This is a genomic window from Companilactobacillus crustorum JCM 15951 (genome assembly GCF_001434585.1).
GTDB lineage: Bacteria > Bacillota > Bacilli > Lactobacillales > Lactobacillaceae > Companilactobacillus > Companilactobacillus crustorum.
Window position 1 is genome coordinate 1 of record NZ_AZDB01000011.1, and the last position, 26,976, is coordinate 26,976.

General features: G+C 35.0%; 27 protein-coding genes, 2 tRNA genes and 1 riboswitch. Of the genes, 20 read left to right on the top strand and 9 right to left on the bottom strand.

Annotated elements, in window-relative coordinates; all coding sequences use genetic code 11:
- A partial coding sequence (locus FD26_RS04460; RefSeq protein WP_200953662.1) for a phenolic acid decarboxylase occupies positions 1-306 on the top strand: 306 nt, incomplete at its 5' end.
- Positions 307-356: 50 nt separating this feature from the next.
- Positions 357-866 (top strand): PadR family transcriptional regulator, encoded by a 510-nt coding sequence (locus tag FD26_RS04465; protein ID WP_057867242.1) that lies wholly within the window; start codon positions 357-359, stop codon positions 864-866.
- A gap of 77 nt (positions 867-943) precedes the next feature.
- Here FD26_RS04465 and FD26_RS04470 read toward each other — a convergent pair whose 3' ends face one another.
- Positions 944-1,303 carry an ArsR/SmtB family transcription factor gene (locus FD26_RS04470; RefSeq protein ID WP_057867243.1) on the bottom strand — a complete coding sequence of 120 codons (360 nt, stop codon included), beginning with the start codon at positions 1,301-1,303 and terminating at the stop codon, positions 944-946.
- Positions 1,304-1,426: 123 nt separating this feature from the next.
- Here FD26_RS04470 and FD26_RS04475 point away from each other — a divergent pair, with 123 nt between their 5' ends.
- On the top strand, positions 1,427-3,343 hold the full coding sequence (locus FD26_RS04475; RefSeq protein ID WP_057867244.1) for a heavy metal translocating P-type ATPase: 1,917 nt from the start codon (positions 1,427-1,429) through the stop codon (positions 3,341-3,343).
- 195 nt (positions 3,344-3,538) lie between these two features.
- Here the strand turns inward: FD26_RS04475 and FD26_RS04480 are convergent, their stop codons facing one another.
- Positions 3,539-4,180 (bottom strand): SDR family oxidoreductase, encoded by a 642-nt coding sequence (locus FD26_RS04480; RefSeq protein WP_057867245.1) that lies wholly within the window; start codon positions 4,178-4,180, stop codon positions 3,539-3,541.
- 111 nt (positions 4,181-4,291) lie between these two features.
- On the opposite strand from FD26_RS04480, the gene FD26_RS04485 reads away from it, so the two are divergent.
- Complete coding sequence (locus tag FD26_RS04485; protein ID WP_057867246.1) at positions 4,292-5,053, top strand: flavodoxin family protein; 762 nt, start codon at positions 4,292-4,294, stop codon at positions 5,051-5,053.
- A gap of 59 nt (positions 5,054-5,112) precedes the next feature.
- Here the strand turns inward: FD26_RS04485 and tpx are convergent, their stop codons facing one another.
- The gene (gene tpx, locus FD26_RS04490) at positions 5,113-5,610 is read right to left on the bottom strand and encodes a thiol peroxidase (RefSeq protein ID WP_057867247.1); all 498 of its coding nucleotides are present in this window, start codon (positions 5,608-5,610) and stop codon (positions 5,113-5,115) included.
- 122 nt (positions 5,611-5,732) lie between these two features.
- Between tpx and FD26_RS04495 the strand changes: the two genes are divergently transcribed.
- The 9 genes from FD26_RS04495 to FD26_RS04535 all read left to right on the top strand — a co-directional run bounded on the left by FD26_RS04495 (position 5,733) and on the right by FD26_RS04535 (position 13,685).
- Complete coding sequence (locus FD26_RS04495) at positions 5,733-6,224, top strand: GNAT family N-acetyltransferase (protein WP_160318167.1); 492 nt, start codon at positions 5,733-5,735, stop codon at positions 6,222-6,224.
- 113 nt (positions 6,225-6,337) lie between these two features.
- A complete protein-coding gene (locus tag FD26_RS04500) occupies positions 6,338-6,814 on the top strand; it encodes an LPXTG cell wall anchor domain-containing protein (RefSeq protein WP_057867249.1) in 477 nt (158 codons plus the stop codon).
- 124 nt (positions 6,815-6,938) lie between these two features.
- A complete protein-coding gene (locus FD26_RS04505) occupies positions 6,939-7,787 on the top strand; it encodes a WxL domain-containing protein (protein WP_057867250.1) in 849 nt (282 codons plus the stop codon).
- 121 nt (positions 7,788-7,908) lie between these two features.
- Positions 7,909-8,970 carry a DUF3324 domain-containing protein gene (locus FD26_RS04510; protein ID WP_057867251.1) on the top strand — a complete coding sequence of 354 codons (1,062 nt, stop codon included), beginning with the start codon at positions 7,909-7,911 and terminating at the stop codon, positions 8,968-8,970.
- An 83-nt stretch (positions 8,971-9,053) separates the two neighbouring features.
- Positions 9,054-10,034: a WxL protein peptidoglycan domain-containing protein gene (locus FD26_RS04515; protein WP_057867252.1), complete on the top strand. Its 981-nt coding sequence runs from the start codon at positions 9,054-9,056 to the stop codon at positions 10,032-10,034.
- Between the two features lie 5 nt (positions 10,035-10,039).
- Positions 10,040-10,558, top strand: a complete 519-nt coding sequence (locus tag FD26_RS04520; RefSeq protein ID WP_057867253.1) for a DUF916 domain-containing protein — start codon at positions 10,040-10,042, stop codon at positions 10,556-10,558.
- Between the two features lie 12 nt (positions 10,559-10,570).
- Complete coding sequence (locus FD26_RS04525; RefSeq protein ID WP_075888001.1) at positions 10,571-11,170, top strand: WxL protein host-binding domain-containing protein; 600 nt, start codon at positions 10,571-10,573, stop codon at positions 11,168-11,170.
- Between the two features lie 180 nt (positions 11,171-11,350).
- Entirely contained in the window at positions 11,351-12,049 is a 699-nt protein-coding gene (locus FD26_RS04530) for a hypothetical protein (RefSeq protein ID WP_057867255.1), read from the top strand.
- Between the two features lie 37 nt (positions 12,050-12,086).
- Positions 12,087-13,685 carry a hypothetical protein gene (locus FD26_RS04535; RefSeq protein ID WP_057867256.1) on the top strand — a complete coding sequence of 533 codons (1,599 nt, stop codon included), beginning with the start codon at positions 12,087-12,089 and terminating at the stop codon, positions 13,683-13,685.
- 69 nt (positions 13,686-13,754) lie between these two features.
- On the opposite strand, the gene FD26_RS04540 is transcribed toward FD26_RS04535, so the two are convergent.
- The 5 genes from FD26_RS04540 to FD26_RS11280 form a co-directional block, all read right to left on the bottom strand.
- Positions 13,755-14,396: a TetR/AcrR family transcriptional regulator gene (locus tag FD26_RS04540; protein WP_057867257.1), complete on the bottom strand. Its 642-nt coding sequence runs from the start codon at positions 14,394-14,396 to the stop codon at positions 13,755-13,757.
- Between the two features lie 66 nt (positions 14,397-14,462).
- Positions 14,463-14,732, bottom strand: coding sequence for a hypothetical protein (locus tag FD26_RS04545; protein WP_057867258.1), 270 nt, complete (start codon positions 14,730-14,732; stop codon positions 14,463-14,465).
- A 139-nt stretch (positions 14,733-14,871) separates the two neighbouring features.
- A complete protein-coding gene (locus FD26_RS04550; RefSeq protein ID WP_057867259.1) occupies positions 14,872-15,153 on the bottom strand; it encodes a hypothetical protein in 282 nt (93 codons plus the stop codon).
- A 256-nt stretch (positions 15,154-15,409) separates the two neighbouring features.
- Positions 15,410-16,195, bottom strand: a complete 786-nt coding sequence (locus tag FD26_RS11275) for a hypothetical protein (RefSeq protein ID WP_152976846.1) — start codon at positions 16,193-16,195, stop codon at positions 15,410-15,412.
- A 29-nt stretch (positions 16,196-16,224) separates the two neighbouring features.
- Complete coding sequence (locus tag FD26_RS11280) at positions 16,225-16,794, bottom strand: helix-turn-helix domain-containing protein (RefSeq protein WP_057867261.1); 570 nt, start codon at positions 16,792-16,794, stop codon at positions 16,225-16,227.
- 90 nt (positions 16,795-16,884) lie between these two features.
- Positions 16,885-17,060, top strand: a riboswitch (Lysine riboswitch).
- A 229-nt stretch (positions 17,061-17,289) separates the two neighbouring features.
- Here FD26_RS11280 and FD26_RS04565 point away from each other — a divergent pair.
- The 4 genes from FD26_RS04565 (at position 17,290) to FD26_RS04580 (ending at position 20,840) form a co-directional block, all read left to right on the top strand.
- A complete protein-coding gene (locus FD26_RS04565) occupies positions 17,290-18,738 on the top strand; it encodes an amino acid permease (RefSeq protein ID WP_057867262.1) in 1,449 nt (482 codons plus the stop codon).
- 522 nt (positions 18,739-19,260) lie between these two features.
- Positions 19,261-20,550, top strand: coding sequence for a serine--tRNA ligase (serS, locus tag FD26_RS04570; protein ID WP_057867263.1), 1,290 nt, complete (start codon positions 19,261-19,263; stop codon positions 20,548-20,550).
- Positions 20,551-20,614: 64 nt separating this feature from the next.
- Positions 20,615-20,687: transfer RNA gene (locus tag FD26_RS04575), tRNA-Asn, on the top strand.
- An 80-nt stretch (positions 20,688-20,767) separates the two neighbouring features.
- A tRNA-Thr gene (locus tag FD26_RS04580) sits at positions 20,768-20,840 on the top strand.
- A gap of 230 nt (positions 20,841-21,070) precedes the next feature.
- On the opposite strand, the gene FD26_RS04585 is transcribed toward FD26_RS04580, so the two are convergent.
- A complete protein-coding gene (locus FD26_RS04585; RefSeq protein ID WP_057867264.1) occupies positions 21,071-22,900 on the bottom strand; it encodes an FAD-binding protein in 1,830 nt (609 codons plus the stop codon).
- Positions 22,901-23,056: 156 nt separating this feature from the next.
- On the opposite strand from FD26_RS04585, the gene FD26_RS04590 reads away from it, so the two are divergent.
- From FD26_RS04590 to FD26_RS04600, 3 genes are all read left to right on the top strand, one after another.
- Entirely contained in the window at positions 23,057-23,986 is a 930-nt protein-coding gene (locus FD26_RS04590) for an FAD:protein FMN transferase (protein ID WP_057867265.1), read from the top strand.
- Positions 23,987-24,082: 96 nt separating this feature from the next.
- On the top strand, positions 24,083-24,691 hold the full coding sequence (locus FD26_RS04595; RefSeq protein WP_057867266.1) for an NADPH-dependent FMN reductase: 609 nt from the start codon (positions 24,083-24,085) through the stop codon (positions 24,689-24,691).
- A 10-nt stretch (positions 24,692-24,701) separates the two neighbouring features.
- The gene (locus FD26_RS04600) at positions 24,702-25,913 is read left to right on the top strand and encodes an NAD(P)H-dependent oxidoreductase (protein ID WP_057867267.1); all 1,212 of its coding nucleotides are present in this window, start codon (positions 24,702-24,704) and stop codon (positions 25,911-25,913) included.
- Positions 25,914-26,976: the final 1,063 nt, after the last annotated feature.

Below are 26,976 nucleotides of genomic sequence, written 5' to 3' on the forward strand. Positions count from 1 at the left end.
CAACTCTATTTATCGTACAGCCAAAATAAGATGCATGGAACGATCTTTTTCCCTAAGTGGGTTGAGGAACATCCAGAAATCACTGTTACTTTCCAAAATGAACATATTGATTTAATGGAAGAATCACGTGAAAAATATGAAACTTATCCAAAGTTAGTTGTTCCCGAAATGGCTAAGATCACTTATATGGGCGATGCTGGTCAAAATAATGAGGACGTTATCAGTGAAGAACCATACAAGAGTATGCCCGATGATATTCGTGCCGGTAAGTATTTTGATGAAAACTATCATCGTATCAATAAATAGCATGATAAAATGATATACAGAGATGTATATCATTTTTTTTGGAGATAAATATGCCTAAGAAAAGAATTTTACCGTATGTATTGCTTGGTTTAATAAATAATAAAGGAAGCTTATCTGGTTATCAGATCAGTCAAGAGTTTAAAAATGAAGTGGGTGATTTTTGGCATGCTTCACACAGTCAAATTTATCCAGAATTAGCCCGAATGAAGGATGATGGTTGGCTAATGGATAAGATAGAAGACACGTCAACGTTCTATGCTCTGACTGACAAGGGTCATCAAATATTACGTGAGTGGATGGAAGAACCGTTAACGGATAATGAGGAATTATTTTCGTTGAAACTTTATTTCATCAAGGATAAATCTGATCCACTTTTAAAAGTACTTTTAAATCAAGAGCTGGCTATAAAATATGAAAAATATAATTATCTGCAAAAAAGACTACAGGCTGTTTTTACTGATGATGAAAAAATTAAGCACAATTTTGGTCATTATTTGATTCTAACGCGAGCGATTGAACGTGAGCAAAATCATATTGATTGGTTAGACAAGCAATTGTAAGACATGTTAAAACAGTCAAAGGCTGTGAATCTATAAATTTGATTTTATAGATTCACAGCCTTTTTTAGAATAGTATTCTAGAAATCATTTTCGTCTTCAATAATATGTTCTTGAGTTTGTTTAAAGATAGTAATGATGTGTTGGTCGCTGAGACGATAATGAATATTGCGTCCACGACGAGCATTTGAGACAAGATTAAGTTGTTTGAGAATACTTAATTGATGGGAAATCGATGATTGACTCATGTCAAGGGTATCGGCAATTTCGCCGACACTTAGGGGCGTTTCAGCAAGGGCTAGAATAATTTTTACTCGAGTCATATCGCCGAATGCTTTGAAAATATTGACCATTGCATCAAGATCCTGATTATCTGGTAGGTTTTGTTTTAGATTGTGGAGTGCTTTTTGATGCTCCACCTCAAAATTTTGTTCTGGCATAAATTGTCCTCTTGTCAAAAATTGGTTGAAATTTGTTACGACCTATTATATTATAATTTATATATGAATGATTGCTCATATATTCAATTGAGCATGTAAACCTTTTCAAGGAGGATGTTCTCGATGAAATCATACGATGTCCAAACTGATTACAAAGTAAAAAATAAACAAAAACAAGTAAAAGTAGAATTTAGTAAGGAAACTAGGTTAACAATCATTCGGTTATTAATTGCCTTTATTCTACTACTATTGGGATCAAGTTCACTATTTTCTAGGCCTATAAGTATCGGGCTATTTGTTTTAGCATATCTGACAATTGGCAGCAAAATAGTTTACAAAGCCCTTAAAAATATTTTTCATGGGGAGATTTTTGATGAAAATTTCTTGATGAGTATAGCTACTATTGGGGCAATTATTTTGGGAGAGTATCCTGAAGCTATTGCTGTAATGCTATTTTATGAATTAGGAAATGTCTTCGAAGATGTGGCAGTTAATCGTTCAAAGAAATCTATATCGGCTTTGTTAGAGGTTAAACCAGATTTTGCGACTTTGAAATTAGGCAACAAAGTTCAAATAGTTGATCCTGGCAAAGTTCAAGTTGGGCAAATTATTGTGGTTAAACCAGGCGAGAAGATTCCCTTAGATGGTACAGTGATTTTAGGACATTCGTCAGTTGATACGTCAGCCTTGACTGGTGAATCTATGCCTCAAAACCTGCAAGTTGGTGACAAAGCTTTAAGTGGATCAATTAATCAAAATGGAACGATACAAATTAAAGTAAGCAAGCTTTACAGTGATTCAACAGTTTCTAAGATTTTAGATTTAGTTCAAAATGCCAGTAGCAAAAAGGCCAATACAGAAAAATTTATTACTAAATTTGCTAAAATCTATACGCCTATTGTGGTAGCTTTAGCTATTGCTTTAGCAATAATTCCTCCATTGGTAACGCAAGGTGGATGGAATATGTGGATTTATCGAGCTTTAATTTTCTTAGTAATTTCTTGTCCCTGTGCTTTAGTTATTTCTGTTCCACTGAGTTTCTTTGGAGGAATAGGGGCAGCTTCAAAACAAGGTATTTTGGTTAAGGGCAGTAATTATCTTGAAGCTTTGAATGACGTTGACACGGTAGCCTTTGATAAAACAGGGACTTTAACTAAAGGAAAATTCTCGGTAGTTCAAATTAAGCCTCAATCTGGTATTTCTCAGACGGAATTGTTACAAATGGCAGCCAGTGTCGAGAGTAATTCGACGCATCCAATTGCTATTTCAATTATGAAGGCCTACGATGGTAAGCTTTTGTCGGCTGATAATGTAACTGAACGGCCTGGACATGGTTTGGCTGCTTCAATTAATGGTCGAACAGTAATTGTAGGAAATAGTAAGTCGATGAAGCAACAATCTAATTTTATTGAAACTCAAACTGTAGGAACGGTTGTCTATGTGGCTGTAGATGGTCAATTCTGGGGCAGCATTGTTATTGCTGATAAACCTAAGCCTGATGCCCAACAAGCCATTAAATTATTAAATAATCGTGGAATTGAAAAAACGGTTATGTTAACTGGCGATAATGAAAAAGTAGGTACAGCTATTGCTGGAAAATTAAAAATGAGTTCAGTTTATGCTGATTTGTTACCAGAAAATAAAGTAGAAATAGTGAAGGAATTGCTCGCTGATTCTCATAAAAATAGCCATAAGGTGGCTTTTGTGGGTGATGGGATTAATGACACTCCAGTTCTGGCCACTGCTGATGTTGGATTTGCTATGGGTGGCCTAGGTTCGGATGCTGCTGTGGAAGCTGCAGATATTGTTATCATGGGAGACGAACCTTCTAAAGTAGCTCGAGCAATGAAGATAGCCAAAAGAACTCGGCAAATAGTAATTCAAAATATTTCCTTTGCCCTAATAATCAAAATTTTGTTCTTATTGTTTGGAGCTTTGGGAATGGTCGATATGTGGCAAGCTGTTTTCGCTGATGTTGGGGTAACAATTATTGCAGTTTTAAATGCCATCAGATTACAATTTATTAATTTTGATAAGTAAAGAAATTTAAAATTCTGAGGATTAATCAAGAGCTGTACGCAAAATGTGTCTAAGACATAATATTTGTTAAATTTGCAGCAAAAGCGCAAGACAAAACATTAATATTAAAAAGACGGCGACTCAATTTTGAGTTGCCGTCCTTTTAATATTAATGTTCTGATTCCTACGATTAGCCAAAATAAAGTGATTTAGCTTTTATCTAAAAATTTCTTCCTCAGGTTGGTCGCCACTAGCAAAAGTATATTCCTTGCCAATTGTACTTGGATTCTGAATAATCAAAGCTAGTGCACGAGCAACGTCAACTCGAGGTATGCTGTCAACCTCATTAGAATTTAATAATTTGATTTTGCCAGTACCATCCTCGTTAGTTAAAGAGCCGGGGTGGATAATAGTGTAATCAAGGTTAGAACCACGTAAATGATCATCAGCGTAATGCTTAGCAATCATATATGGCTTGATTCCAGAAGCATCCCACTTACTTCTGTTGTCGCTAAAGACTGAGCTAACCATGATATAACGTTTAATGCCGATTGCTTCAGCAACCATCATAGTTTTAATAGCACCGTCGAGGTCTATTTCTAATGTTAAATCAGATCCAGCGCCACCAGCTCCGGCGGTAAAGACAATAACATCTGCGCCAGAAGCTTCAATAGAATCCTTAATATTATCGAGAGATGCAGTTAAATCGATAAATTGAGTTTCAATATTGTTTTCGTTGTAGGCCTTGATTTGTTCTTGACTACGCAATCCAGCAACAAAATCAATGTTTCTTGATTGTAATTCTCCAATTAATAGGTGGCCGACTTTACCATGAGCACCAATGATAAGAACTTTCATAAATTCAAAACCTCCTTAGTTAACCATACTGTAGCAACATTTTTTTAATAAAGCTAGTGTTTTGAATTTAATATAACGGTATATTAAACTTAAATAAAGGGGAATTTGCGTATGAAAATATTAGGGATTTTGGCCTCGCACCAAGAACATGGTTTGAATGCTCAGATGCTTGATGAAGTTTTAAAAAATGTTGATGAGGGCGTGGAGACAGAAACAATTTATTTAGAAAATTATAAAATAACGCCACATAAGTATCATGAAAAGAATCCTGTTTTAGATGAACTCTCGGAAAAATTACTAAAGAGCGATGTGTGGGTCTTTGCGGCTCCGACATACTTTCGTGAATTATCAGGTGTTTTGAAGAACTTTTTCGATTGTATGCGACCAAAACTGGTCTATTTTAAAGAAAATGGCGATACAATTCCTGGACAATTTAAGAATAAGCATTACTTAAGTATCAGTTCATGTTACATTTCCCCATTGGAAAACTTTATAACTGGGGTAACAGACGAAGCTTTTAAGACAATTGACCGAGTTATGGCAGCTGCTGGGGTAATAAAAGTTGGCGAAATTGTCTTACCAGGAACGTTTGGCATGAAAGAGCTCCCACATAATAAGAAGAAACTGTGTCAAAAGTATGCTAAAAAGATTTCTGTAAAAAAGAGAAAGGACGATTCAACTTTGAAAAGATACATTCAATTATTCTTTATGATAGCCGTAATGGCACTAATTACGATGGGAATTCAATTACCATTAAATTCTTGGATTGGCAGTAATTTTTGGTGGAATTATATTAGCTTTACTTTGATATTCTTTGTTTTACTGTCATGTATCTTGCATTTTATGACCTTTGTCAAACATCGTCGGCGTTAATTTATTAATAAAAAAAGGCAGTCAATTATGACCGCCTTTTGCTATGTGTATTGGAATTCTTATTTGACTAATTCATTTAATTGACCGAGAACTCTGTCATAACTTGGTTCGTCGGATTGAACAGGTACGATTTCTGAATAGATGATTTCGCCATTCTTGTCAACAACCCATACAGAACGAGCTAGAATGTTGAGATCTCTGATCCAAATATTAGATTTCTTACCAAAGTCATGATCAATGTCAGATAGCATTTGCATGTTTTTGACATTTTCAGCTGCACACCACGAAGTTTGTTCCTCTGGGGTATTGGTTGAAATAGTTACAAAATTGATTTCTGAATGACCATCGATTTCTTCATTGAAGTGTTTTGTTTGAATACTGCAAACACTAGTATTGATATCTGGTACAACACTGATTAAAACAGGTTTATCTAAGAGACTGCTTAGTTTAATCTCATTGTTATCCTTATTAAGAACAGTAAAATCGGGAAAATTTTCACCAACAGTTAATGGTTTACCAATTGTTGAAATGGTTTGTCCCTTAAAATCTAGATCCATAAAAATCACACCTTTCATTTTTGAACTAGATTTATTATAAGTTACGGTAAAGTAAAAACCTAGAAATTAGATTGAAAATTAATTTATTATGAGGCAATGATATGCATTTAATAGGAAGTAAAGTGAAAATACGAAATTTTGAGACAACGGATTGGGAACAATTTTTTAAATTGGTACAGGATAGGCAAAATCATGAATTAGCTGGCTTGGAGTATACAGATGATGATGATTTTGGCCATGATTTATTGGATATGTATCGAAGAAGAGCTGGAGCGTACGTCATAGCCTTAAAAGATACTGATGAAATGATTGGAATAATTGAATTGAATAAGCGTGGCGAATCAGAAGGACTATTAGCTACACGGGAGATAGGATTTGTTGTGTGCAAAGAATATCGTCAACAAGGATTCGCAAAGGAGGCTATTCAGTTATTGAGAGACTACAGTTTCAATGAGTTAGATTTAACTGAATTGTGGGCTTCAACTGAAGCGGATAATGTGGCACCGCAGAAACTGTTAGAATCATTAGAATTCAAATATATGTACGAAGCTGATCAAACGCTTCCATACACAGGACAGCACAATTTGATCAAATATTACCTTTTAACTAAATAATTCACTTCTTGTAAGAAATTCTTAATTATTTCGGATTAGCAAGGAGATATACAGATGGTATTATACTAATCGTAAGGAGAAAGCAGACAGACTTTTGATGAGAGGTTTTTTATATGAAGAGAAAAATGAGATCCAAAAAAAGTCTCACAGTCAAAAAGCGAGTAGTCGGTTTCTTCGCAATTGCCGTTATATTGTTGGGTGTGATTGGAGGATTCAGCTTTACACATGTAATTGCTGAATCCAACAGTACAACAGGGGGTGGCGCTGATAGGTCAGCACCGGTGGCGGTTGTCGCTAGCAAGTCAGAGTCATCTGGACTTGATGGTGGCGGCGGTTCCAATGGTTCAGTTGTTCTTAATAGCGATAATACTGGTACAAGTACTGGTAGCAATGAATCGAAGATTAAGGAGACGGGCTACACGCCTTCAGTTAGTATCAACAATCTTTCTACTTACCCACAAACGGGTGATGCACGTGACACCGGATTGATCATAACTGGCTTTACGATTTTGATTGGTCTATTCGCTTTTTACGGTTACAAGCTCCGCAAAAGCTTGAGAGTTTTACAGTTTTCCAAGGTTTCAAAATGATTCAGATTTGACAAATAACATTTACAAATTATGAGATGTACAGTTTGGAAAATTTGTTATTATTAAATCGTAATCAAGAAAGACAAAAACAAAAAATAATTTTCTATATCAGGGAGGATATATCATGAAATTATCAAGAAACGTTTTAGTAGGTTCACTAGCAACAGCAGGAATGGTTTTAGGAGCAGTTGCCCCAGCATTGACAGCACAAGCTGCAACAACAACAGGTGAAATTGATACTGATGGTTCAGTGAAATACACAGCTCAAAAGAATATTGGTAAATTATCAAACCCAGACAATGGTCAATTAGCAATTGCTTATGATAGTAAAGATGGTGCAAACGATGGTATCGCTACAGCAACATCAAATGCAGCTGTTAAAATTGTAAGTGGTGTCTTAGTACTTAACGAAGTTCCAGATTTCAACTTTGGTAGTGCTGTATCAGGTCAAACAAAGAACTTGGTAAACAACTCAAAAGATGCTAATGCTCAAGGTGAAGATGGTAACGACCAAGGTAACCTATCAGTTCTTGAATCACGTGATTTGACAAAGGCAACTGGTTTTAATCTACAAGCTCAATTGGGTGACTTCGTTGATGCTTCAACTGGTAAAGCACAAGGATTAACAAGCTCACCATTTACATTGAAATTGGCTTCACAAGGTATTACTGATGGTCAAAACCCTATTACAGGACTATCAACAGTAGCTGCTAATTTGACATCTGGCTCAACTGGTAAAGCTGAAACAGTTATGGATGTTTCAAAAGCTGCTAATGGTGCTTCATACAAAGATGGCGAATATCTTGCTAAATTTGCTGCAAACCAAGGCTCAACTTCAACTGCACAATTGGTAATTCCTAGTGATATTCCAGCTGCTTCAACTGGTAAAGTAAGTTCATTGAATGCTCCTATTACATGGACATTAACAACAAAACCAGAAGCAACAACTACAACACCAGGTACAGGCGAATAATTTAACTAAAAAATTAAAATAGTACTTTTAAACCACTACTAGTGTAGTGGTTTTTATTTTATAATGTATTTGTATAATATTTGGTTTATTTTGGAGGAAGTTTTATGAAGAAGCAAATAGATTGATAAAGCTATTATTTCTTTTGTTTGCAATGGTAATGGGAGTAGCGTCTAGCGGTATCACGGCACATGCTACATCTGGTGACTATCTATTGAAACCAGCTTCTGATTCAGACGCGGTTAGCGTCGATTCAGGTAGTTACATGGTTACAGGTACTCCAGGACAGTCTGTAGAGTTGCAATTGATGGTTTTGAATAAAGCAAGTAGTACTAGAAAATTCATGTTCATGGTTAATACAGCGTATACTAATGATGCTGGTCAATTGAGATATGATAAGTCTAAAGTAACTGATCCAAATCTTAAAATACAAACTAAGTCTACAGCTTCACCTCAGAAGCAAGTATTTAGTGTACCTGGCAAGACCACAGCAACATTGAAGTTTAAAATAACAGTGCCCGAAAAGGCCTTTAAAGGTTACTTAATGGGTGGTGTTACTGTATATCCATCTAAGGGAACAGTTACATCAAATGGTACTTTAATTAAAAATAAGTTTAGCTATTCTATTCCTATTCAAATACATCAAAAAGATGCTGAGAATGAAGACGCTAAGTATTCAGTTACAGCGGTAAGACCAGGTACAGTTATTGATTCTGCTGGTACTCATCCTGGAGTTAAAGCTAACGTTCAGAATAAGACCAACTCTTACTCTGGCGACTTGGATTCAACAGCTGTTGTTACGAAAAAGGGAGATAAGAATTTCAAAATTACTTCGAAATCTGGTAATCAAGAAATTGCCCCAACATCTAACTACAACTACGAAATTTCTTGGGGAAAGAAATCATTACAAGCTGGAAATTATCATTTGAAGTTAACTTATAAAGCTCCAGGTGGTCTTAAAACTTGGGTCTTAAATAAGGACTTTACAATTACTAATAATGATGCTGCTAAATACAATAAGTTGGCTGGTATTAAACCAAATTACCTATGGCTATATATTTTGTTAGCAATTCTTGCATTAGCAATTATTCTTGGTTTAGGAATCTACTTAGGTAGAAGAAATAATAATAAGAATAATAATGGTAACAATAATTCTGGTAATACAACTAGAAGACGTCGTCGATAATAAATAAATAAATTAGGCTGTTCCAAGACTTGGAACAGCTTTTTTAGTATTATAGATGTAAGAAGTGATATTCAGAGGTAGTTATGAATAAGAAAATTATATATGTTATTTTAATGGCACTTTTTGCAACGTTCAGTTTTATGTTTACAACTCAGAAAGTTAAAGCTGATATTGACGGAGTAACAGTAACACCGTTGATCGGTGATTCGGATATAAGCGACAGATTTCAAATAATTGGCAAGCCCAATTCTACGAGAACCTTGAAAATATCGTTATCTAACTTTGGTATTAGAAAAATTAGATTACGTATTGTACCAACAAATGCGACTACATCTATGGATGGAAAAATCGTTTATACTGATAATGTTAAGTCTGGTCAATATGGTCTTAAATACGCTTTTGCTGATATGACTAAGGCACAAACTATTTCTTTGATGGCTGGTAAAACTAAAGATGTTTCATTTAAAGTTAAATTACCATCTGGAAAGATCGATAATTTAATATTAGGTGGATTTAATATTTATGCATTGGAGAGTAGTGTAAGTGGAAATGCCAATGTCCCAGTTTGGATAACTGATTCAAATAAACCGGTAGGTGGAATAGTAACGCTCCACAATCTAGCTTTAGATGTAATGAATAAAAAGCCACATATAATAGTAAATCTTCAAAATAAAGAGCTAGGAATGATGAAAAATGTTATTGTTCATATGACGGTTAAACGTAAAAGCTGGTTAGATAGGTTTAACTTGGGTGACAAAACCATGATTGCCGATTTAACTTATCCAAAGGTGGCACCTAATTCACGGATTCCGGTTGACTTTGATCAGAACACTACGCCGATCAAGGCTGGTACCTATGTCGTTAAAGGTGCGGCTAGAAGTGGTAAAGCTACGTGGACGTTCCATAAAACTTATACGATTACCCAGGATCAGGCTAATAATATTAATAAGCGATGCAAAGGTCTGATATATAATAAAACTACGACATATATTTTAATTGTCTGTGTTCTTGTATCATTGATTTTCCTAATTTTCTGGGCCATTTGGTATTCAGGTAGGAGTTAAAGATTATGAAGAGACGAATAATTGTATTTTTTTCAACAATGTTACTTTTATTAGTGACGGTTTTGCCATTTGCGACAACTGTAAAAGCTGCACCGGATAAATCCTATGCGATTCAAGCAATTTTACCGGATAATCAAGTTAACAAAGGTGAGTCATACTTTGATTTGAAGGTTACTCCGAATAAGGAACAATCTTTGAAGGTCTTGATTGCTAATACTGGTAGTAAACCAATAACGGTTACTGCAGAGGTTAATAATGCTTATACGGCTGATTCAGGTGTAATTGGCTATGACAAGTACAATACAAAGCTGTATAAGGCTAAATTACCTTCTTTGACATCATTAGTCGATGGTAAGAGAAAGCAGACTGTGAAGCTTGCTACGGGCCAAAATAAGACTGTTGAATTTAAAGTTAAATCTCCTAGTTCAGAATATTCAGGAATTATCCTAGGTGGTGTGACAACGACGGCTTCGGTTAGTCCTACGAAATCTAAAAATATTAATATTAAAAACCAGGTTCGGTAGGTCAAAGGCGTTGTGCTTCGTTCTAAGGATGATGGCGTTATGCCTGATATGCATCTAACTTCAGCTGCTCCTAAGGCAGTTGCAGGGTCAACCGGAATTGCCTATACAATGGATAATACGGCTCCAATTAATATTAATAAGGTTTCCTTAAGAGCTAAGGTAGTTAATGGTAGTCAAACAACCAATTACAATGCTGATAATTTGCAAATTGCACCTAATTCTCAATTCAATTATTTTATTCCAATTAAGAAGCTAAGTGCGGGTGTTTATAAGGCACACATTACTTTGAAGAATGATAATGGTTTTGAAAAATCGTTTAAATATAATATTACGGTTAAGAAAACTGAAGTAGATAATGTTAATGATGCCGCTAATCCAAAACAATCGACTAATAATCGACAATGGATCGGTATCATTATTGGAATCATTGTTTTAATTGCAGTGGCTGTGTGGATGTATCTCTATTATTCACAACGTAATAAGGGCAATGGGCCAGGTAGTGGACGAGGTAAAGTAAATCTGAAGTTGCCATGGTTGAATAATTCGAATAATTCCAAGGATTCAAAAGATTCGAGAGGCGGAAATACTAGATCATCGCGACATAAGAAATGATTATAAAAAATAACATTCGATAGTAAAAATCAAATGTTATTTTTTTTACACTCATTTTATAAACTTTATGTATATTTTTATAATAGAATTATTTAATAATAAGTATTTTGCATATTCATTAAAATTATAACAATTTTGGTATATTATATCCTTGTGAGTTGTTATATAGGAGATATTTGTATGAAAAAATACAGAAGCTATAGAGGGATATTTTATTTTAGTATTATTATGTTTTCGTTAATAGATCTAGCAAAACCACAGGTAGTTCTGGCTGAGAATTATAACGAAATAGTTGGGGAAGCACCGGTGGGACTAGATATTTCATCATATTTTGATGTAGGAAATTTTAAGCTAGCTCAAAACGAAAAAGCAACAGATTATCCCTTTCAAACTAACTCTTCAAGTATTTTTACTTCTAAGACGGACCAGCAACATAGCGGACGAGTTTTAAATCTTGCTAAGTCGGGTGAATCAGTTTACAGTGCTGCCGATAGTACTAATTCTACTAAATTACCTGAAGTTGGTGCGGCTTGGTCGAAAATCGATGATGATAGTGCTAATTTTATTGACATCAATAAAAAACAAACTGTTTCAGTCTGGATGTATTTTGGCTCTGGTGAAGGACAAATTGCTGATAATGGCGAAGGGATGTCGTTAGTTTTACAGAATGATCCCCGTGGAAGTGGTGCTATGGGAGCTGGATACCAGGGCATGGGAGCTTTAGGCTATGACAATGCTAGATATAAGGAAAATAGATTATTATTTTTAGGAAGCCCATTTGGAAGCTGGACAGCAGATTCAGGATCATCACCGCTTATTAATAGTGAGTCCGAAATTGCCAAAACAGCAGTAGCTAATAGTATAAGCCTTAGATTTTAATTCACAAATAAATAGTTTGATCAGTGAGAATACTTATTTGCCACCATTTGGAACTGGCTGGACTGCTATTCAAAAAGGAACCGCTAGTGAAGGCCGCTATAAAGAATTTACTTTAAATAGTTTTGGAACTACTAATCCTAACGTGGCTGTACCAGACAATTATCCAGAAAAAAATGCCATTTTTAGTCAAAGCGGTTTAGGTTCTTTTCCATTAAGATTAGGCAATAGTGGAGGAATGTATGGGGTAATTTCATTAACATATCCTGGAGAAGAATATACGTATAAAAATATTAGTTTGGCTAATATAGCATTGGCTGATTCATCATATGGTTCCAATAATATTTGGTATTATTTAAATTCAAATGATAATGGATATGCCACGTCAACATTCCAAGTTGGTGCTGTCAATGCTTCTTTAATAAATGCAACATATAAGGGTAATGAACTTTATTGGTATCATTTAACCTTCACTTGGATACCAGCCAAGAACGGTAATCCAGCAGAAATACATTATGACTATAATGATAAGTTTCCTGATGGAAGTAAGAATCTTGGTCAATCACGGGATTATACGGAGGTTACCCAGAATATTCCGGTTGATCCAAGCGTTTTCAACAATCCTGATCGGGGACGTGTCTACTGGGGATTAACGGGAGCCAATAATGGGACGAGCCAAAATTATAGTAAAATAGCTGTTTTTGAATCTATTCCTGCTTTGACGACAGCCCATGTTAAAACAACATTAACTGATAAGACTAGTGGAAAAGTTATTACTGATGAATCTAATGCCAACAATGCTTCTCAAAAGACACCTGATTCAAAGGCTAATTTAGTTAACTATAATGATGAATTGGCTCTTGATTACAATTTAGCGTGGGATTACGAAGAATCGAAAAAGGATTGGTTAAAAATTGCTGCAGATATTAATTTACCGACGGATATTAAATACACTTCAGCAACGATTACCTATCACAATGATGCAGGGAGCAGTGAGGCAATAACTATTGCTAATGGAACGGATCTTTCAGCTAAAAAGTTACGTTATGAAATCGCTAGTTTAGGATCAACTAATGATAGTAATGGTTATACCAGCGCGGATATTGTGGTTAATGGAAGAGCTGATAATGAAACCGATCATGTTATTACTGAGGATTCACAACCGGCAGTTTTCAAAGGTACCGATGCGATTGAAAGTACTAGTACGCCAATTTTCAAAATTGATGTTAAACCTCAATATTTGCAGCTGACGGTTTCCAAAAATTTAAATTTTCAAAGTATTAATTATCTGACTACGCAAACGTATTTGAAGCGTGTGACACCATTTACTTTGAACGTGACTGAACTGAAGGAAGCATGGACTTTAAAGGCTTCAACGACAGGATTATTCAACGGCTCTCAATCTTTTGAAGGAAATTTAATCTATAAGAAGGATGACCAATCAAAACCAATATACTTGAACAGTGAACCTCAAGAAATTGCTACAGGGGAGGCGACAAATCAGAATTCAACTACTAATATCTCAAAGGATTGGGATGATTTTGATGGGCTCCTATTACACCCAAACAATAAAAAAATTTCTCCAGCGGGGAATTATACTGGAAGTTTAACTTGGGAAGTCGATGATTCTGTAAAATAATTTTATAGGATTTACTAAAAAAGCTGAGAAAGCAGGCATATTGTATACTTTTTCAGCTTTTTTAATAGTTTATTTTTCAGGAGTTAATCCCTTTACTATGAAATCAATTGTATGTTCGATTTCCAAAGGTTCGTTCCAAATTTTAACATCAATGATAATATAATGTTCAATCATGTATCCTAAAATGTTTGAGGCTAAAAATCGAAAGATTTCTAAGTTGTCCCATTCGATTAGAAGTTGCTTTTTCTTCAAATCGTCAAGAACCTCATTGAACTGTTTAAAAGATTTTTTAGGAATACTTTTGATTAATCGATCATGAATATGTTGATCATAGATGAATTCATTTAGAAAGATACGCATTATTTTGTAATTACTTTTAAATAAAGCAATTCGATCATTGATGATAATGTTTAAAAAATATTTCAAACTGTAATCTTGATGGCTGATATGCGAAAATTCATTTAAATCCTGGGGTAGGATCTTATGAGTAAGTGGGGTTAGAATGGCCATCAACAATTCTTCTTTATTTTTAAATTTTCGAAAGATACTGCCTTCAGAAACACCGGCATTTTCAGCGATTTCTTTAGTAGAGGTATTAGCGTAGCCACGATCTGAAAAGAGGTTAATTGCAGATTGGAAAATCAATTTTTGCTTAGGAGTTAACTTTTCATTCTTTTCAGCTTCACGATAAATATTAAATTGATTATCCATAGACATTACCTCTGATTTTTATTGATAGCTCCATTCTATCCTAAAAGGAGCTCAAGAGGTAAATCTTTATGCATGTTTTATTGTGTGGTTATTTCTGTAGCCGAAGTAGAATTGAACTAAAGCAAGGACGATATTAACGTAATTTAAAATATTGAACCATGTGTCAATTCCACTAACTTTTGCAACTCCAAAGTAAACCCAAAATCCAACAATAACGGCCACAACGTTAATCCAAGCGAAGGTCTTTTGTAAATTTTGGTTGTCAGTTGCGAACCACATCCAAATGACATTGATCACGAACCAGATCATTAAAATCCAAAACATTGTTGTAAACATAATATCCACTCTCCTTTTTCTATGATAGTGAGTACTCACTATCAACTTACAAATGCTAGTATAGTTCTTTATTTATAAAATGCAACAAAAAAAGGACTTAAAAATTATTTTTTAAGTCCTTACTAATATTTAAATGTCATTAAGCATGTCCAACGCTGTGATTGTGAGTATGACCAGTGCGAAAGCCAAAATAAAGCTGGACAATAGCTACGATAATATTGAGATAATTTATAGCACTGAAGAGAGCCTCAAGACTAGCGACCTTAGCAAGAATTGAATATGCCAAAAAGCCGATAATAACAGCGGCCACATTGATAAAGCCTAAGCTTCTTTGAAGATCTTTGTTGTTGATTGCAAACCACATTCCAATAACATTAACGATAAACCAAACTGCTAAAATCCAAAAAATTATTGTAAACATAATAATACGCCTCTTTTTCAGGTAGGGTATCCTTATCAATTTATAAGCCTATTATGATCATTTTTGATTCCATTACAACAAAAAGAGCAGTCTAACGACTATCCGTTATGGACTGCTCTAATACTTACTTATAAGGCACGTTTCTTTTTATTGCTTTCAATCTTGTCTCGAAGCTTTTTGACGTAAATCTGATTTAATTGAATCAACAACCAAATATAATCTGGTCTCGTTGATGAAATATCCCATGAAATAACTTTCAAATATTCGGGATATTTTTTCTTTCGATGTCTAGAGGTAAGACATCTAGAGAAGTAATTAAAACATCAACGTCATCATAAACACCGCTAGGAACAATTTGAACAAATTCTAAAGTTCGAATTGTTCTCAAAACGACTTCAGCAGCTTGATTTCCAGGATCAATCAAAACCTTTACCTTGATAATATCTTCAGCTCGGATAGTAGAAATATAGCTTGGAAGGACTTGATAAAGGTTTCTGGAAATAAGTTCTGCAGCATTGTAAATCCCTGGAAATTCATTTTGATCAATGTTTGAAAAGAAAGTGTAAATATCTTTATACAAATCAGTATAAGTTCTTTCTTCGTCGTTACTGTACATTGTATCAAGGTGCATCAAGGAATACGGTGCCATGATGTAATAGAAGACAATATCCCGAGTTACATAAGTCATAATATGTTTTAGAGTCTTCTGATTATGATAAACGGTCATATCATCATGATAATGTTCTTTCAGAAAATCTATAAAGTGATAAACGAGCGCATAGAATTTTGGATTAATTCTAGCATTTGCGTTGATAGGTTCTTCAAAAGCAGTATCGCTTGGTTGAAAAGCAGTCTTTCTGAAAAGATTGACTAACTTATTTTCATTACTCAACGCTTTAACAGGCACAATAGGATAATCGTCATGAGTTAGAATATCTTCGCCTAGATTTTGACTGCCAAAAACATCGCTATAATATGGCAATTCATCAATATAATTACGTTTTATTAGTCGAATTCTAGAGATAGCTAAAAAGTATTTCAATTGAAAGTGAACGATAGGATTGTCGAAGGTTATGCAGCACGTCCAATTATTTGATCAATTGAATTTTCTTGAATAAGGTTGAAAGGCCATTCTTGACCGTGATAAATGTACCAATAAACATAGTAGGCCATCCAACGAATATTCTTCTCATTCCCCTTAATTTCAAGCGTTGAATTGGAAATTTTTAAGCCAAAGTTTTTTAAGAAAGCTCTAAACTTGGTCATCCGTCGATTGAGTGTAGATTTACTTGTAAAATGTTCATTGCTAAAGTTTTCAAAAGAAGGGTTAGCACTTGTTAACCCATAATTGAATGCTTGAAATACAACTGAATTTTTAACCAAATACAATCGGAAAGTATCGATAGAAATTTTACTGAAGTCGATTGATTCAATTTTAGTGTCGCTTGAATCAATGTCGGGAGCAACATCAGCTAAATCTTCCAGCAGTGCTTGAAAAATATTGTAAGTTTTTTGATAAGTAAAATGTAATCTGCTACTGATATTACTTAAGTTTACTTCACGAGGAGGTAATGATTTTATAACGGTAAGCATTCGGTATTTCTCTACGTCCTGCTTGACTAAGAAAATTTGCTCCAACATTTGTCTTCCCCCGGTAACGTTAAATTAAAAAATCTAATTATATATAAAACACTACTTGCTACTATCTTAACATTTATTTATAATGTTTTGTAATCAGATAGAGGTGCATTCTTTATTATTAGTATTTTGGAGTACGGATAGGGTACTTTGAAAAAATATGAAAGGGAAGTTTGCCGAAATCAATTACCCCTACTTGGTAATTTGATTGGGCTATTGCTTAATAGGCAGTAGACTGTCGTTTTTTAGAACTGAGGGCAATTATTTGTGATTTGTTTTGACTAAGGCAAACTGCGAATAGCTTCTTGAGGTTTACTGGGCTTTGCAAGTTGTACAAAGATTGTATGCTTTGCAAAGCTAAGTAAACTTTTAGAAGTTTTTGTTGCTCCAGATTTCTGAATTCGTTGAGCTATTGATTAATGGGATGATTATGATCCTTATTGTCGGTAGTTCCTCTGATAATAAGGATTTTTTTGTATCCAAAAAGGGGAATGAAAGATGGAAAATAATGATGTGAATAGGTCGCTGAAGACCCGTCATTTATCTATGATCGCACTTGGTGGATCAATTGGAACCGGACTCTTCGTAGCTAGTGGTTCCTCAATTTCAACTGCTGGACCAGGAGGAGCTCTGATAGCTTATGTGGCTATCGGTATAATGGTCTACTTCTTAATGACGAGTTTGGGGGAAATGGCAACGTATATGCCTGTATCCGGCTCGTTTGCAACGTATGCAACAAAGTTTATCGATCCTGCTTTTGGATTTGCACTTGGCTGGAACTATTGGTTCAATTGGGCCATAACTTTAGCAGTTGATCTGTCGACGATTTCGTTGGTGGTTAAATATTGGTTTCCAACGTGGTCCTCGTGGAAGATCAGTTTGGCTTTTATGATTCTGCTTTTAGTTATTAACTTTATTTCAGTTAGTTCATTTGGTGAAACAGAATATTGGCTGTCATCAATTAAAGTTACGGCTGTAATCATCTTTTTAATTGTTGGTATTTTAAGTATTTTAGGCATTTTGGGAAATCAAAACTTTGTTGGCTTGACCAACTATACATCTAAAAAGGCTCCCTTTGTCGGTGGAATACCGGCGATATTGAGCGTATTCGTCGTAGCTGGATTCTCTTTCCAAGGAACTGAATTAATTGGTATTACTGCTGGAGAGTCAGCTACACCAGAGAAGAGTATTCCTAAGGCTATTAAACAAGTTTTCTGGAGAATTTTATTATTCTATATTTTATCAATCGCTGTTATTGGAGCATTGATACCTTATACAAGTCCTAATCTATTAGGCTCGGGCGCTGGTGATATTGCTATCAGTCCCTTTACGATTGTTTTCAAAAAGGTAGGAATTCCTTTAGCTGCTGGGGTAATGAACGCTGTTATTTTGACGTCAGTTATTTCTGCTGCTAACTCAGGACTATATGCTGCCAGTCGAATGCTTTGGTCAATGAGTAAAAATAATATGGCTCCTAAAGCCTTTCAAAAGACAAACAGTCGAGGGGTCCCAGTCTATTCCTTGATTTTGACTGTTTTAATTGGGGCAATTGCCTTATTTACTAGTTTTTATGGTGATTCATTCTACGAATTACTAGTATCTGCTAGTGGTTTAACTGGATTTATTGCTTGGCTGGGAATTGCCTTTTCACATTATCGTTTTAGAAAAGCTTATTTATACAAAGGTTATAGTCTAAATGACCTAAAATATAAAGCAAAATGGTTCCCATTTGGACCAATTTTAGCTATTGTATTAGGAATTATCATTATCATGGGACAAGATGTCCGTTCAATGGTTAATTTCAACGTAGGCCGTTTATTGATCAGTTACAGTGGTTTAATTATCCTCTTTGTATGTTGGGCTTACTATAAGGTCAAACATAAGAGTAAGTTTTTGAAACTAGAAGATATTGATATTGAAAAAACTAAAAATGATAGCGACTACTAGTTGAATTTTGTAACACTTTGAATTAAGATAAAAAAGAATATCAAACTAAAAGAGTGCCTACTCACAAAACCTTTCAGAGAGACGATGGTCGGTGTAAATCGTTATGGTTTTTATTCCAGCATTCTGGTAACGGGTAATGCCGTTCGGGTTGATCCGATAAAATCTGAAAGTGCAGTGTATTTGTATACGCTGAAACTGGGTGGTACCGCGAATGGTCGATTCGTCCCTTTATTGGGATGATTCGGCCATTTTTTTGTTTTTTGGATTTAAGGTTTTCGCTTCCGACTGGAGCTTGGTTTCTAGTTTTGTTAGTTAAAATTGCTGCAATGGAATCTTAGTGTGTTGGAGATTATTGAAAGCTTGAGGATTTATATAATTGAGAATTCTAAGTGTCATTAAAGTAAAAATGCAGACGACTAAACCGAAACACTAGTCCAGCCGAATTTTCTTTGTTGCAGAGGACGGCATCCTTAATACATTAATTTTAGTGAACAAAGTAAGTAAAAAGAGGGAGAAATATCTATGTTAGATATCAAGTTAATTAGAAAAGATCCTGAATGGATCAAGAATAAATTGGCTTCACGTGGCGTTACAAGCGACGAGATCGATGAATTGATTTCATATGATACAAAGCGTCGTGAGTTGTTAGTTCAAACAGAAACTTTGAAGCAAAAGAGAAATGAAGTTTCTCAAGGTATTGCTACTAAGAAACGTAATAAAGAAGATGCCAGCGATGAAATTGCAGCTATGAAGCAGGTCGGTGCTGACATTAAAAAAATTGATGCTGATCTTGAGGAAACTGAAGGTAAAATGAATTATATTTTAGTTCGTTTGCCTAATATTCCTGATGATTCTGTACCAGTTGGTCCTGATGAAAGTACTAATGTTGAAATTAGAAAAGTTGGTGCTGTTCCCAAGGAAAACTTCAAACCTCGTCATCACTGGGATATTGGTGAAGAATTAGGTATTTTGGACTTTGAACAAGCTACAAAAGTTGCCGGCAGTCGTTTTGTCTACTATATTGGTATGGGTGCTCGTCTTGAACGTGCAGTTTACAATTTTATGTTAGATCAACACCAAAAGGAAGGCTATACAGAAGTAATCCCTCCATATTTGGTAAATAACGAAGCTATGTTTGGTACAAGTCAATTCCCTAAATTTACCGAAGATGTCTACACGGTAATGGTTGATGAAAATCCTTTGACTTTGATTCCTACTGCTGAAGTTCCTTTGACAAATTATTTTGCTGGCAAGATTTTAGATGAAAAGGATTTACCTAAATACGTGACTGCTTTGACACCTTGCTTCCGTTCAGAAGCTGGTTCTGCTGGTCGTGATACTCGTGGTTTGATCCGTATGCATCAATTCAATAAGGTTGAAATGGTTAAAGTTACAAAGCCTGAAGAATCATACAATGAATTGGAAAAACTAACAGCTAATGCAGAAAATATTTTGCAAAAGCTAGGTCTTCCATATCACGTTATCGTATTATCAAGTGGCGATGCTAGTTTCAGTTCTGCTAAGACATACGATCTTGAAGTTTGGATGCCAGCTCAAGAAAAGTATCGTGAAGTTTCAAGTTGTTCTAACTGTCTTGATTTCCAAGCTCGTCGTGCTCATATTCGTTATCGTGACGAAAACGGCAAAACAAAGTTAGCTCATACATTGAATGGATCAGGTCTTGCTGCTGGACGTACAGTTGCTGCAATCCTTGAAAATTATCAAAATGAGGATGGTTCAGTAACTATTCCTGAGGTTTTGATACCTTATATGGGTGGCGTAACAAAAATTACTAAAGAAAATGCTAAATAGTTATTGACCTGCGGCGTTTAAATTGATAAAATTTAATAGTTCTGTTAAAGAGCTATTGAATTATTCCGGATTAGCTCAGTTGGTAGAGCATCTGACTGTTAATCAGGGTGTCGTCAGTTCGAGTCTGACATCCGGAGTTATAATACTTAGGATTTACCTAGGTGTCCAATAGATTACATCTAGTTCATAAAAGAATTAGATGTAATTTTTTTATTAAGCCGTCTTAGCTCAGTTGGTAGAGCATCGGTATCGTAAACCGGCGGTCACAGGTTCGACTCCTGCAGACGGCATTCTTGATAATTACTGAACAAAAACTCCCAAAAGAGATACTGAAAAGAATCAGCATCTCTTTTTTTGTTCTCTAGAAAATAAAAAATGCGTGGTGGGGCTCGGATGGTTTCTGAGTATAAAAGTGAAAAGAACGACAACTCGATTTTGAGTTGCCGTTCTTTTCATATTAAGCGGGATGAAGCTATATTTTGTCCGCATTTTTGCTGCAAGAAAAAGTTACAGCTTAATTTTATTTTATTTGAGCAAGAGCATTGGAGACTGCTTCTTTAATAGCTTTGCTGGAGGCAGATGCTCCGGAAACTGTATCAACATTGATGGAATTGCTTTTGACGATTTCTTTAGGTAATTCTTTAACAGCTTTCAAACCATAATCATCGGATTCGCTTTGTTTCAAAACTTCGATATTTTGAATATCATCTTTGCTATCGGCCGTAACCCGAACAACAATTTCGTTACCCATACCAGCAGAAGATTTTCCAATATATTGATTATCTTGAGTATCGAAATGATCTTCAGTAATATCGGAGCCTAGTCCATTTTCATGAATACTGGCGGAGGTTTGAGTATCAATTTGAGAAGTTGATGACTCTAACTCATCCTTTTGGAGAGCAGCATTTTCACCAGCAATTTTACCGAAAATAAGGTTCTCAGCCAAATTGCTGCCACCGTTGTATTGGCGTCCCATTAAACTTCCAAGTTCACCAGCAGCGTAAAGATGAGGGATAACAACATTGTCATTGTCAACCACTTCAGCCTTAGAATTATGAACAGGTCCACCTTGAGTATTTAATAATCCTTGTACCATAGCCAAAGCATAGTAAGGACCATTCTCATCGAAAGCAGCTAGGGTTTTGGCGTCACGATTGAAAGCATAATCGCGTTTAATTTCGGCAAAATGATTAAAATCTTTAATAGTGTCAGTTAAATTTTCAAGATCAACCTGCATAACTTCAGCCAATTTTGCTAAACTGTCAGCTTTAACGACTAATTTCATAAATTCGGGATAAGGAGCATTTTTATCGTTAATTAATTCATCATATTTTTTTTGATCAAAAACTACATATGGATGACGTTGGGCTTGAGGGATTCTCCAGTTTCCATGATCTTGAATGTGACCGTGGCGGTGGATTTCATTTTCATCAAAATAACGAGTACCGTCATCGCCAATAACAATTAAACTGCCTTGGTGGAAAGCAGGCCAGTCGAATGGTAAAAATTGAGAACGTTGACCCTTAGCTGGTTTAGGCGTTAAGCCGTGGAAAATGCCGTATGATTCGTAGTTATTCATATTGTAAAGTTGAGCACCGACCTCGCTTGCCATCTTAATACCGATTCCTTTGTTATAAAGTGAACCAATAGGGTTAAGGCTGGTCTCGCCTAAATAGTTTTCAACCATTTGAGAATTATTTTCGAAACCGCCAGTTGCCATGACAACGCCGTTATTAGCTTTGACATTCAAAAGTTCGTCGTTACGTTTGATTTGAACTCCAACAACTGCTTTGGTGTTAGGGTCTTGAATCAAATGTTGAGCAGGAGTGTTGTACAAAACATCAATTTTGTCAGCACGTTTTAAAACTTGTTGACGTAAATTCTTCCATAGGGCAGAATCAGCAACGCCTTCGTGAACAGTTACTAATTCGTGAGTGGCTTGACCACGGAATTCAGGATATTCATGAGCCATAAAATATAAAGCTTTGGAAACAGGAGATTCAGGGTGTTTACCCATAATAAATGGCTTTACCCCAAGGTAACTTTCCAAATAATTAGGGATATTATAAAGTCCCTTGATAAAGGTCTCCATTAAATCTTTATCGTATGACAAGGGAAAAGCTAAATCTTGATAATATTTACGTAAATCATTGAGATCATCGCCGGATGAAATAACTTGTCCAGCATAACGGGTATTGCCACCTTCATGTCCCTCAGGAGCAGAATCAGTAATTAATACCTTACTGTTATTGTCGGCAGCAAAGCGAGCAGCAGAGGCACCGGCTCCACCAAAACCTAAAACAATAACATCATAAGTAGCATTCCATTGTAGCTTTGAATTATCAAACATATTGTTTACCCCATTCCTCTAAATGTTAGGATTAATATAACTCTAATTATAATTATTGTGAACAACTTCCTTTTGTCGAGAACGACATAAAAGACTATGATAGATGATGTTTACTGATATACATATAATAATTTTTAGATGAATTGAGGAAATTTCATGAGCCTAATAAACAAAAGTTATTATGCTTTAGGAACAGTGATTAATCTGTCAGTGGCTCCGCCAGCTAATGAGGGTAATTTGGACGCTGCTCATCATTTGATACAGCACTTTGAAGATAAATTGACCGTTAATCGGGATCAATCAGAAGTAATGTCAATCAATCATAATGCTGGTATAAAACCAGTTGTAGTTCCCCAAGATACGTATGAATTGATTAAACGAGCCGTTTTAGTTAGTCGCCGTCATTTAGGTTTTAATGTTGCTATTGGACCATTAGTTAAACTGTGGAAGATTGGTTTCAAAGGAGCTAATAAACCTAAAGAGGCAGATATCCAACAGCGTTTGCAGATTATAGACCCAAATAGGATTACTCTGAATGATGACGAGCAATCAGTATTTTTACAGAAAAAAGGTATGGAAATTGACCTTGGTGGAATTGCTAAGGGTTATATTGCTGATAAAATCAAAATGCTTTGGATCGAGCAAAATGTCGCAACTGGAATTATTGATTTGGGTGGTAATGTTTTGCTAGTAGGAGCCAGTCTTCATGCCGATAAATTATGGAATGTTGGCGTTCAAAATCCTGTTAAATCAAGGGATACTTTTTTAGGGATAATCAACACAAGTGCCAAATCAATTGGAACTTCAGGTATCTATGAACGAAGATTGATTATTGATGGTCATGAATATCATCATATGTTTGATTCTCAAACTGGTTATCCAATTAAAAATAATTTAGCCAGCGTCACGATTGTGAGCGATAAGTCAATTGACGGCGAAATTTGGTCTACAATCGGATTTTATCAAGGAATTGAAAAGGGAGTAGCTTTGATTGAAGCTCAACCAGGTATCGAGGCTGTTTTTGTTACTAAAGATTTACAGACAGTAGTGACGAGTGGATTAAAGAACAAATTTAAGTTAATATAATTATTTTATATAAAAGTTATATATGATATTTGATTGATATATTTAGTGAAACAATTTACAATGATCGTAATTAAAATAAATGAGATGATTAATTTTATGAATAAATTTATTGCTATTGTGGGTTCTAATTCTAGCAAATCAACTAACCGTGAATTATTGAAGTATATGCAAAGACACTTTAAAAGTCAGGCGGAGATTGAATTGGTTGAAATTAAAGGACTGCCAATTTTTAAAAAGAGTGCCAATAAATATGTGCCACAAACTGCCCGAAATATCGCCAAAAAAATTGAAGCCGCTGATGGGGTAATTATCGCTACGCCTGAATATGATCATTCTATACCGGCGGTTTTATCCAGTGCATTAGCTTGGCTGTCATATGGAATTCATCCATTTGTTGACAAACCAGTGATGATCACAGGAGCTTCCTATGGTTCTTTAGGGTCATCGCGAGCACAGGCTCAATTACGTCAAATTTTGGATTCACCTGAATTAAAAGCTCGGATTATGCCAAGTTCAGAGTTTTTGTTAGGTCATTCGTTACAAGCTTTTGACGATAATGATAATTTAAAAGATATTGAAATCACTGAACAACTAAATGGTCTTTTTAAAGATTTTTTACAGTTCGTAAATATTTCCAAGCAATTGAATAATGCCAATGTTGTTAACAAACAGCAGGCTGAACAATTTTTATGGGATAAAGATTAGAGGGAATGATATGAAATTAGTTGGTATTGCAGGATCGATTGCTGATCAATCATACAATCGAACACTATTGAATTTTATTGCAAAGCATTTTGAGGGGTTAGTTGAGATCGAGGTATTAAACATCAATGATGTCCCTATGTTTAGCCAAGATGATGATCAAACTAATAGTGATGTTATTCAAAATTTGAGCAAGAAAATAAGCGCAGCCGATGGGGTAATTATTGCAACTCCAGAACACAATCACTCTGTTCCAGCTGCTTTGAAAAATGTGATTGAATGGTTGTCATACGAAATTCATCCATTTGACGGAAAGCCAGTAATGATTGTAGGGGATTCTTATCATACACAAGGATCGTCACGAGCTCAATTGCATTTAAGACAAATTTTAGAGGCACCAGGTGTGAATGCAATCGTTTTACCAGGAAATGAGTTCCTACTTGGCAAAGTTAAAGAAGCTTTTGATGAAAATGGTGATTTAAAGGATCAAGGAACAGTTGATTTTCTACAAACAACACTTCAGAACTTTATTAAATTTGCGAAGGTAATTAATCTAATCAGCAAAACAAATGATTACGATGATGAAGATTTATCCGCTAAAACTGGAACTGATACAACAATTCAAGGGATTGATATGAATGACGACAATTGGTTAGATTTGGCAGCTCAAAAGGTTAATGCTGTCGAAGGCAAAACATATGTCAAATTAGATAGTGGCTTGTTGACCGTTGATCAATTGAACTATTTCTTAAAAACCATGCCTGTAGAATTAACTTATGTAGATGAGAACAATCAATTTCTTTACTATAACAAGGCTGTGTCGCCTGAAAAGATGCTGGCTAAACGAGTCCCTGCTCAAGTAGGGGATTCTTTGGATAAAGTTCATCCAAAAATTGATCGAGTAATTGAACACGTCAAACAAGTTATCAACTCTTTGCGGACTGGCAAGACTGATTTAGTTTCTATGGCAGTACCAGGGAAAGACGAAACAAAACATCATATTATGCATTATTATAAAGCGATGCATGACGAAGATGGCGATTATAAAGGTGTTAATGAATGGGCAGTTGATATTAAGCCAATCGTTGATCAATATTTGCAAGCTACTGGTCAAAAGCTAGTTAAAGATCCTGAAGCTAAAATTGATGCTACTTCAGGTGCGTCTAAGAAATCAGCTCCAGAAGAGATAAAGGTAGATGCAACATCCAGTGCTTCTAAGCATTAATATAAAGTGAGGAAACATTCTATAAATTTGATTTTAGGATATTTATGCGAATAGATACAAAAAAACAGCCGGTCTGAGGGGGACGGCTGTTTTTTGTTACATACAATGTATGTAACAGCATTACCAGTAGTGTGAAGGTTAAGATATGAATGCTTATGAAGTTTCCATATTATTTGTCAAATAGAGAGGGATTTGAAAGCATTCAAAGTAAATTATTGTAATGGGATACATATGAGGGACGAGCAAAAGTTGTTTGAGGGGGGCAACTTTTACCTGAATATGATAGATGATATGAGGATGTATCATCTAAACTAAAAGGTTAAAAAAGGAAGAATAGCATTCCATATCATTAGCCCTTTCACAATTAATAATATAGCATATATGTTTAAATATATATATTCATTTTTGAAAAAGATATTTATTTACTTTTGACCAATCTATTAGGAATAGTAGAATGTTCAATTATTATATTTTTAAACATTGTTTTCAATAAAAAATAGCAAAAAAAAAACAGTTCATCTGGGGGGACGGGCTTGTTTTTTTGTTATACCGTTAGTATAATGGCATTACCAGTAGTGTGAAGGGGAAGATATGAACGCTTGTGAGGTTTCCATATTATTTGTCAAATAGAGAGGGATTTGTTAATTGAATTAATGAAAGCATTCAAAGTAATTATTGTAATGGGATACAGTAGATAAGTAAGAATTGTTTGAGGGGGGCAACTCTTACTTATCATTACGAGTAAGCTATATAAGGTTACGATATGAGGATGTGTACCATAACCTTCATTAAGAATTAAAAAAGGAAGGAATTGCATACATTCATATCTTTGCCCCTTGCACGCTTATAATATAGCACTTGTGTTTAAACAATTAAATTCATTTTAGGAAAAAATATTTATTTGTTTTTAATATCACAAATATAATTGATTGTGAGACTATGATAACGGTTACATTTTTAAAATCCCTTATTAGGATAATTCATTTATTGAATGAATTTGCGGCTAAAATATTGCTATCATGCGGTTAAAATTCTTTGACTGAATAAAATTAATATATTTTTT

Bases quoted from the DNA above. Each gene is read 5' to 3' on its own strand.
- FD26_RS04600 (WP_057867267.1), top strand. From the start codon at position 24,702: ATGAAATTAGTTGGTATTGCAGGATCGATTGCTGATCAATCATACAAT.
- FD26_RS04540 (WP_057867257.1), bottom strand. From the start codon at position 14,396: ATGGATAATCAATTTAATATTTATCGTGAAGCTGAAAAGAATGAAAAG.
- FD26_RS04515 (WP_057867252.1), top strand. From the start codon at position 9,054: ATGAATAAGAAAATTATATATGTTATTTTAATGGCACTTTTTGCAACG.
- FD26_RS04550 (WP_057867259.1), bottom strand. From the start codon at position 15,153: ATGTTTACAATAATTTTTTGGATTTTAGCAGTTTGGTTTATCGTTAAT.
- FD26_RS04590 (WP_057867265.1), top strand. From the start codon at position 23,057: ATGAGCCTAATAAACAAAAGTTATTATGCTTTAGGAACAGTGATTAAT.
- FD26_RS04545 (WP_057867258.1), bottom strand. From the start codon at position 14,732: ATGTTTACAACAATGTTTTGGATTTTAATGATCTGGTTCGTGATCAAT.
- tpx (WP_057867247.1), bottom strand. From the start codon at position 5,610: ATGGATCTAGATTTTAAGGGACAAACCATTTCAACAATTGGTAAACCA.
- FD26_RS04530 (WP_057867255.1), top strand. From the start codon at position 11,351: ATGAAAAAATACAGAAGCTATAGAGGGATATTTTATTTTAGTATTATT.
- FD26_RS04565 (WP_057867262.1), top strand. From the start codon at position 17,290: ATGGAAAATAATGATGTGAATAGGTCGCTGAAGACCCGTCATTTATCT.
- FD26_RS04585 (WP_057867264.1), bottom strand. From the start codon at position 22,900: ATGTTTGATAATTCAAAGCTACAATGGAATGCTACTTATGATGTTATT.
- FD26_RS04475 (WP_057867244.1), top strand. From the start codon at position 1,427: ATGAAATCATACGATGTCCAAACTGATTACAAAGTAAAAAATAAACAA.
- FD26_RS04520 (WP_057867253.1), top strand. From the start codon at position 10,040: ATGAAGAGACGAATAATTGTATTTTTTTCAACAATGTTACTTTTATTA.
- FD26_RS04470 (WP_057867243.1), bottom strand. From the start codon at position 1,303: ATGCCAGAACAAAATTTTGAGGTGGAGCATCAAAAAGCACTCCACAAT.
- FD26_RS04480 (WP_057867245.1), bottom strand. From the start codon at position 4,180: ATGAAAGTTCTTATCATTGGTGCTCATGGTAAAGTCGGCCACCTATTA.
- FD26_RS04595 (WP_057867266.1), top strand. From the start codon at position 24,083: ATGAATAAATTTATTGCTATTGTGGGTTCTAATTCTAGCAAATCAACT.
- FD26_RS11280 (WP_057867261.1), bottom strand. From the start codon at position 16,794: ATGTTGGAGCAAATTTTCTTAGTCAAGCAGGACGTAGAGAAATACCGA.
- serS (WP_057867263.1), top strand. From the start codon at position 19,261: ATGTTAGATATCAAGTTAATTAGAAAAGATCCTGAATGGATCAAGAAT.
- FD26_RS04500 (WP_057867249.1), top strand. From the start codon at position 6,338: ATGAAGAGAAAAATGAGATCCAAAAAAAGTCTCACAGTCAAAAAGCGA.
- FD26_RS04485 (WP_057867246.1), top strand. From the start codon at position 4,292: ATGAAAATATTAGGGATTTTGGCCTCGCACCAAGAACATGGTTTGAAT.
- FD26_RS04465 (WP_057867242.1), top strand. From the start codon at position 357: ATGCCTAAGAAAAGAATTTTACCGTATGTATTGCTTGGTTTAATAAAT.
- FD26_RS04505 (WP_057867250.1), top strand. From the start codon at position 6,939: ATGAAATTATCAAGAAACGTTTTAGTAGGTTCACTAGCAACAGCAGGA.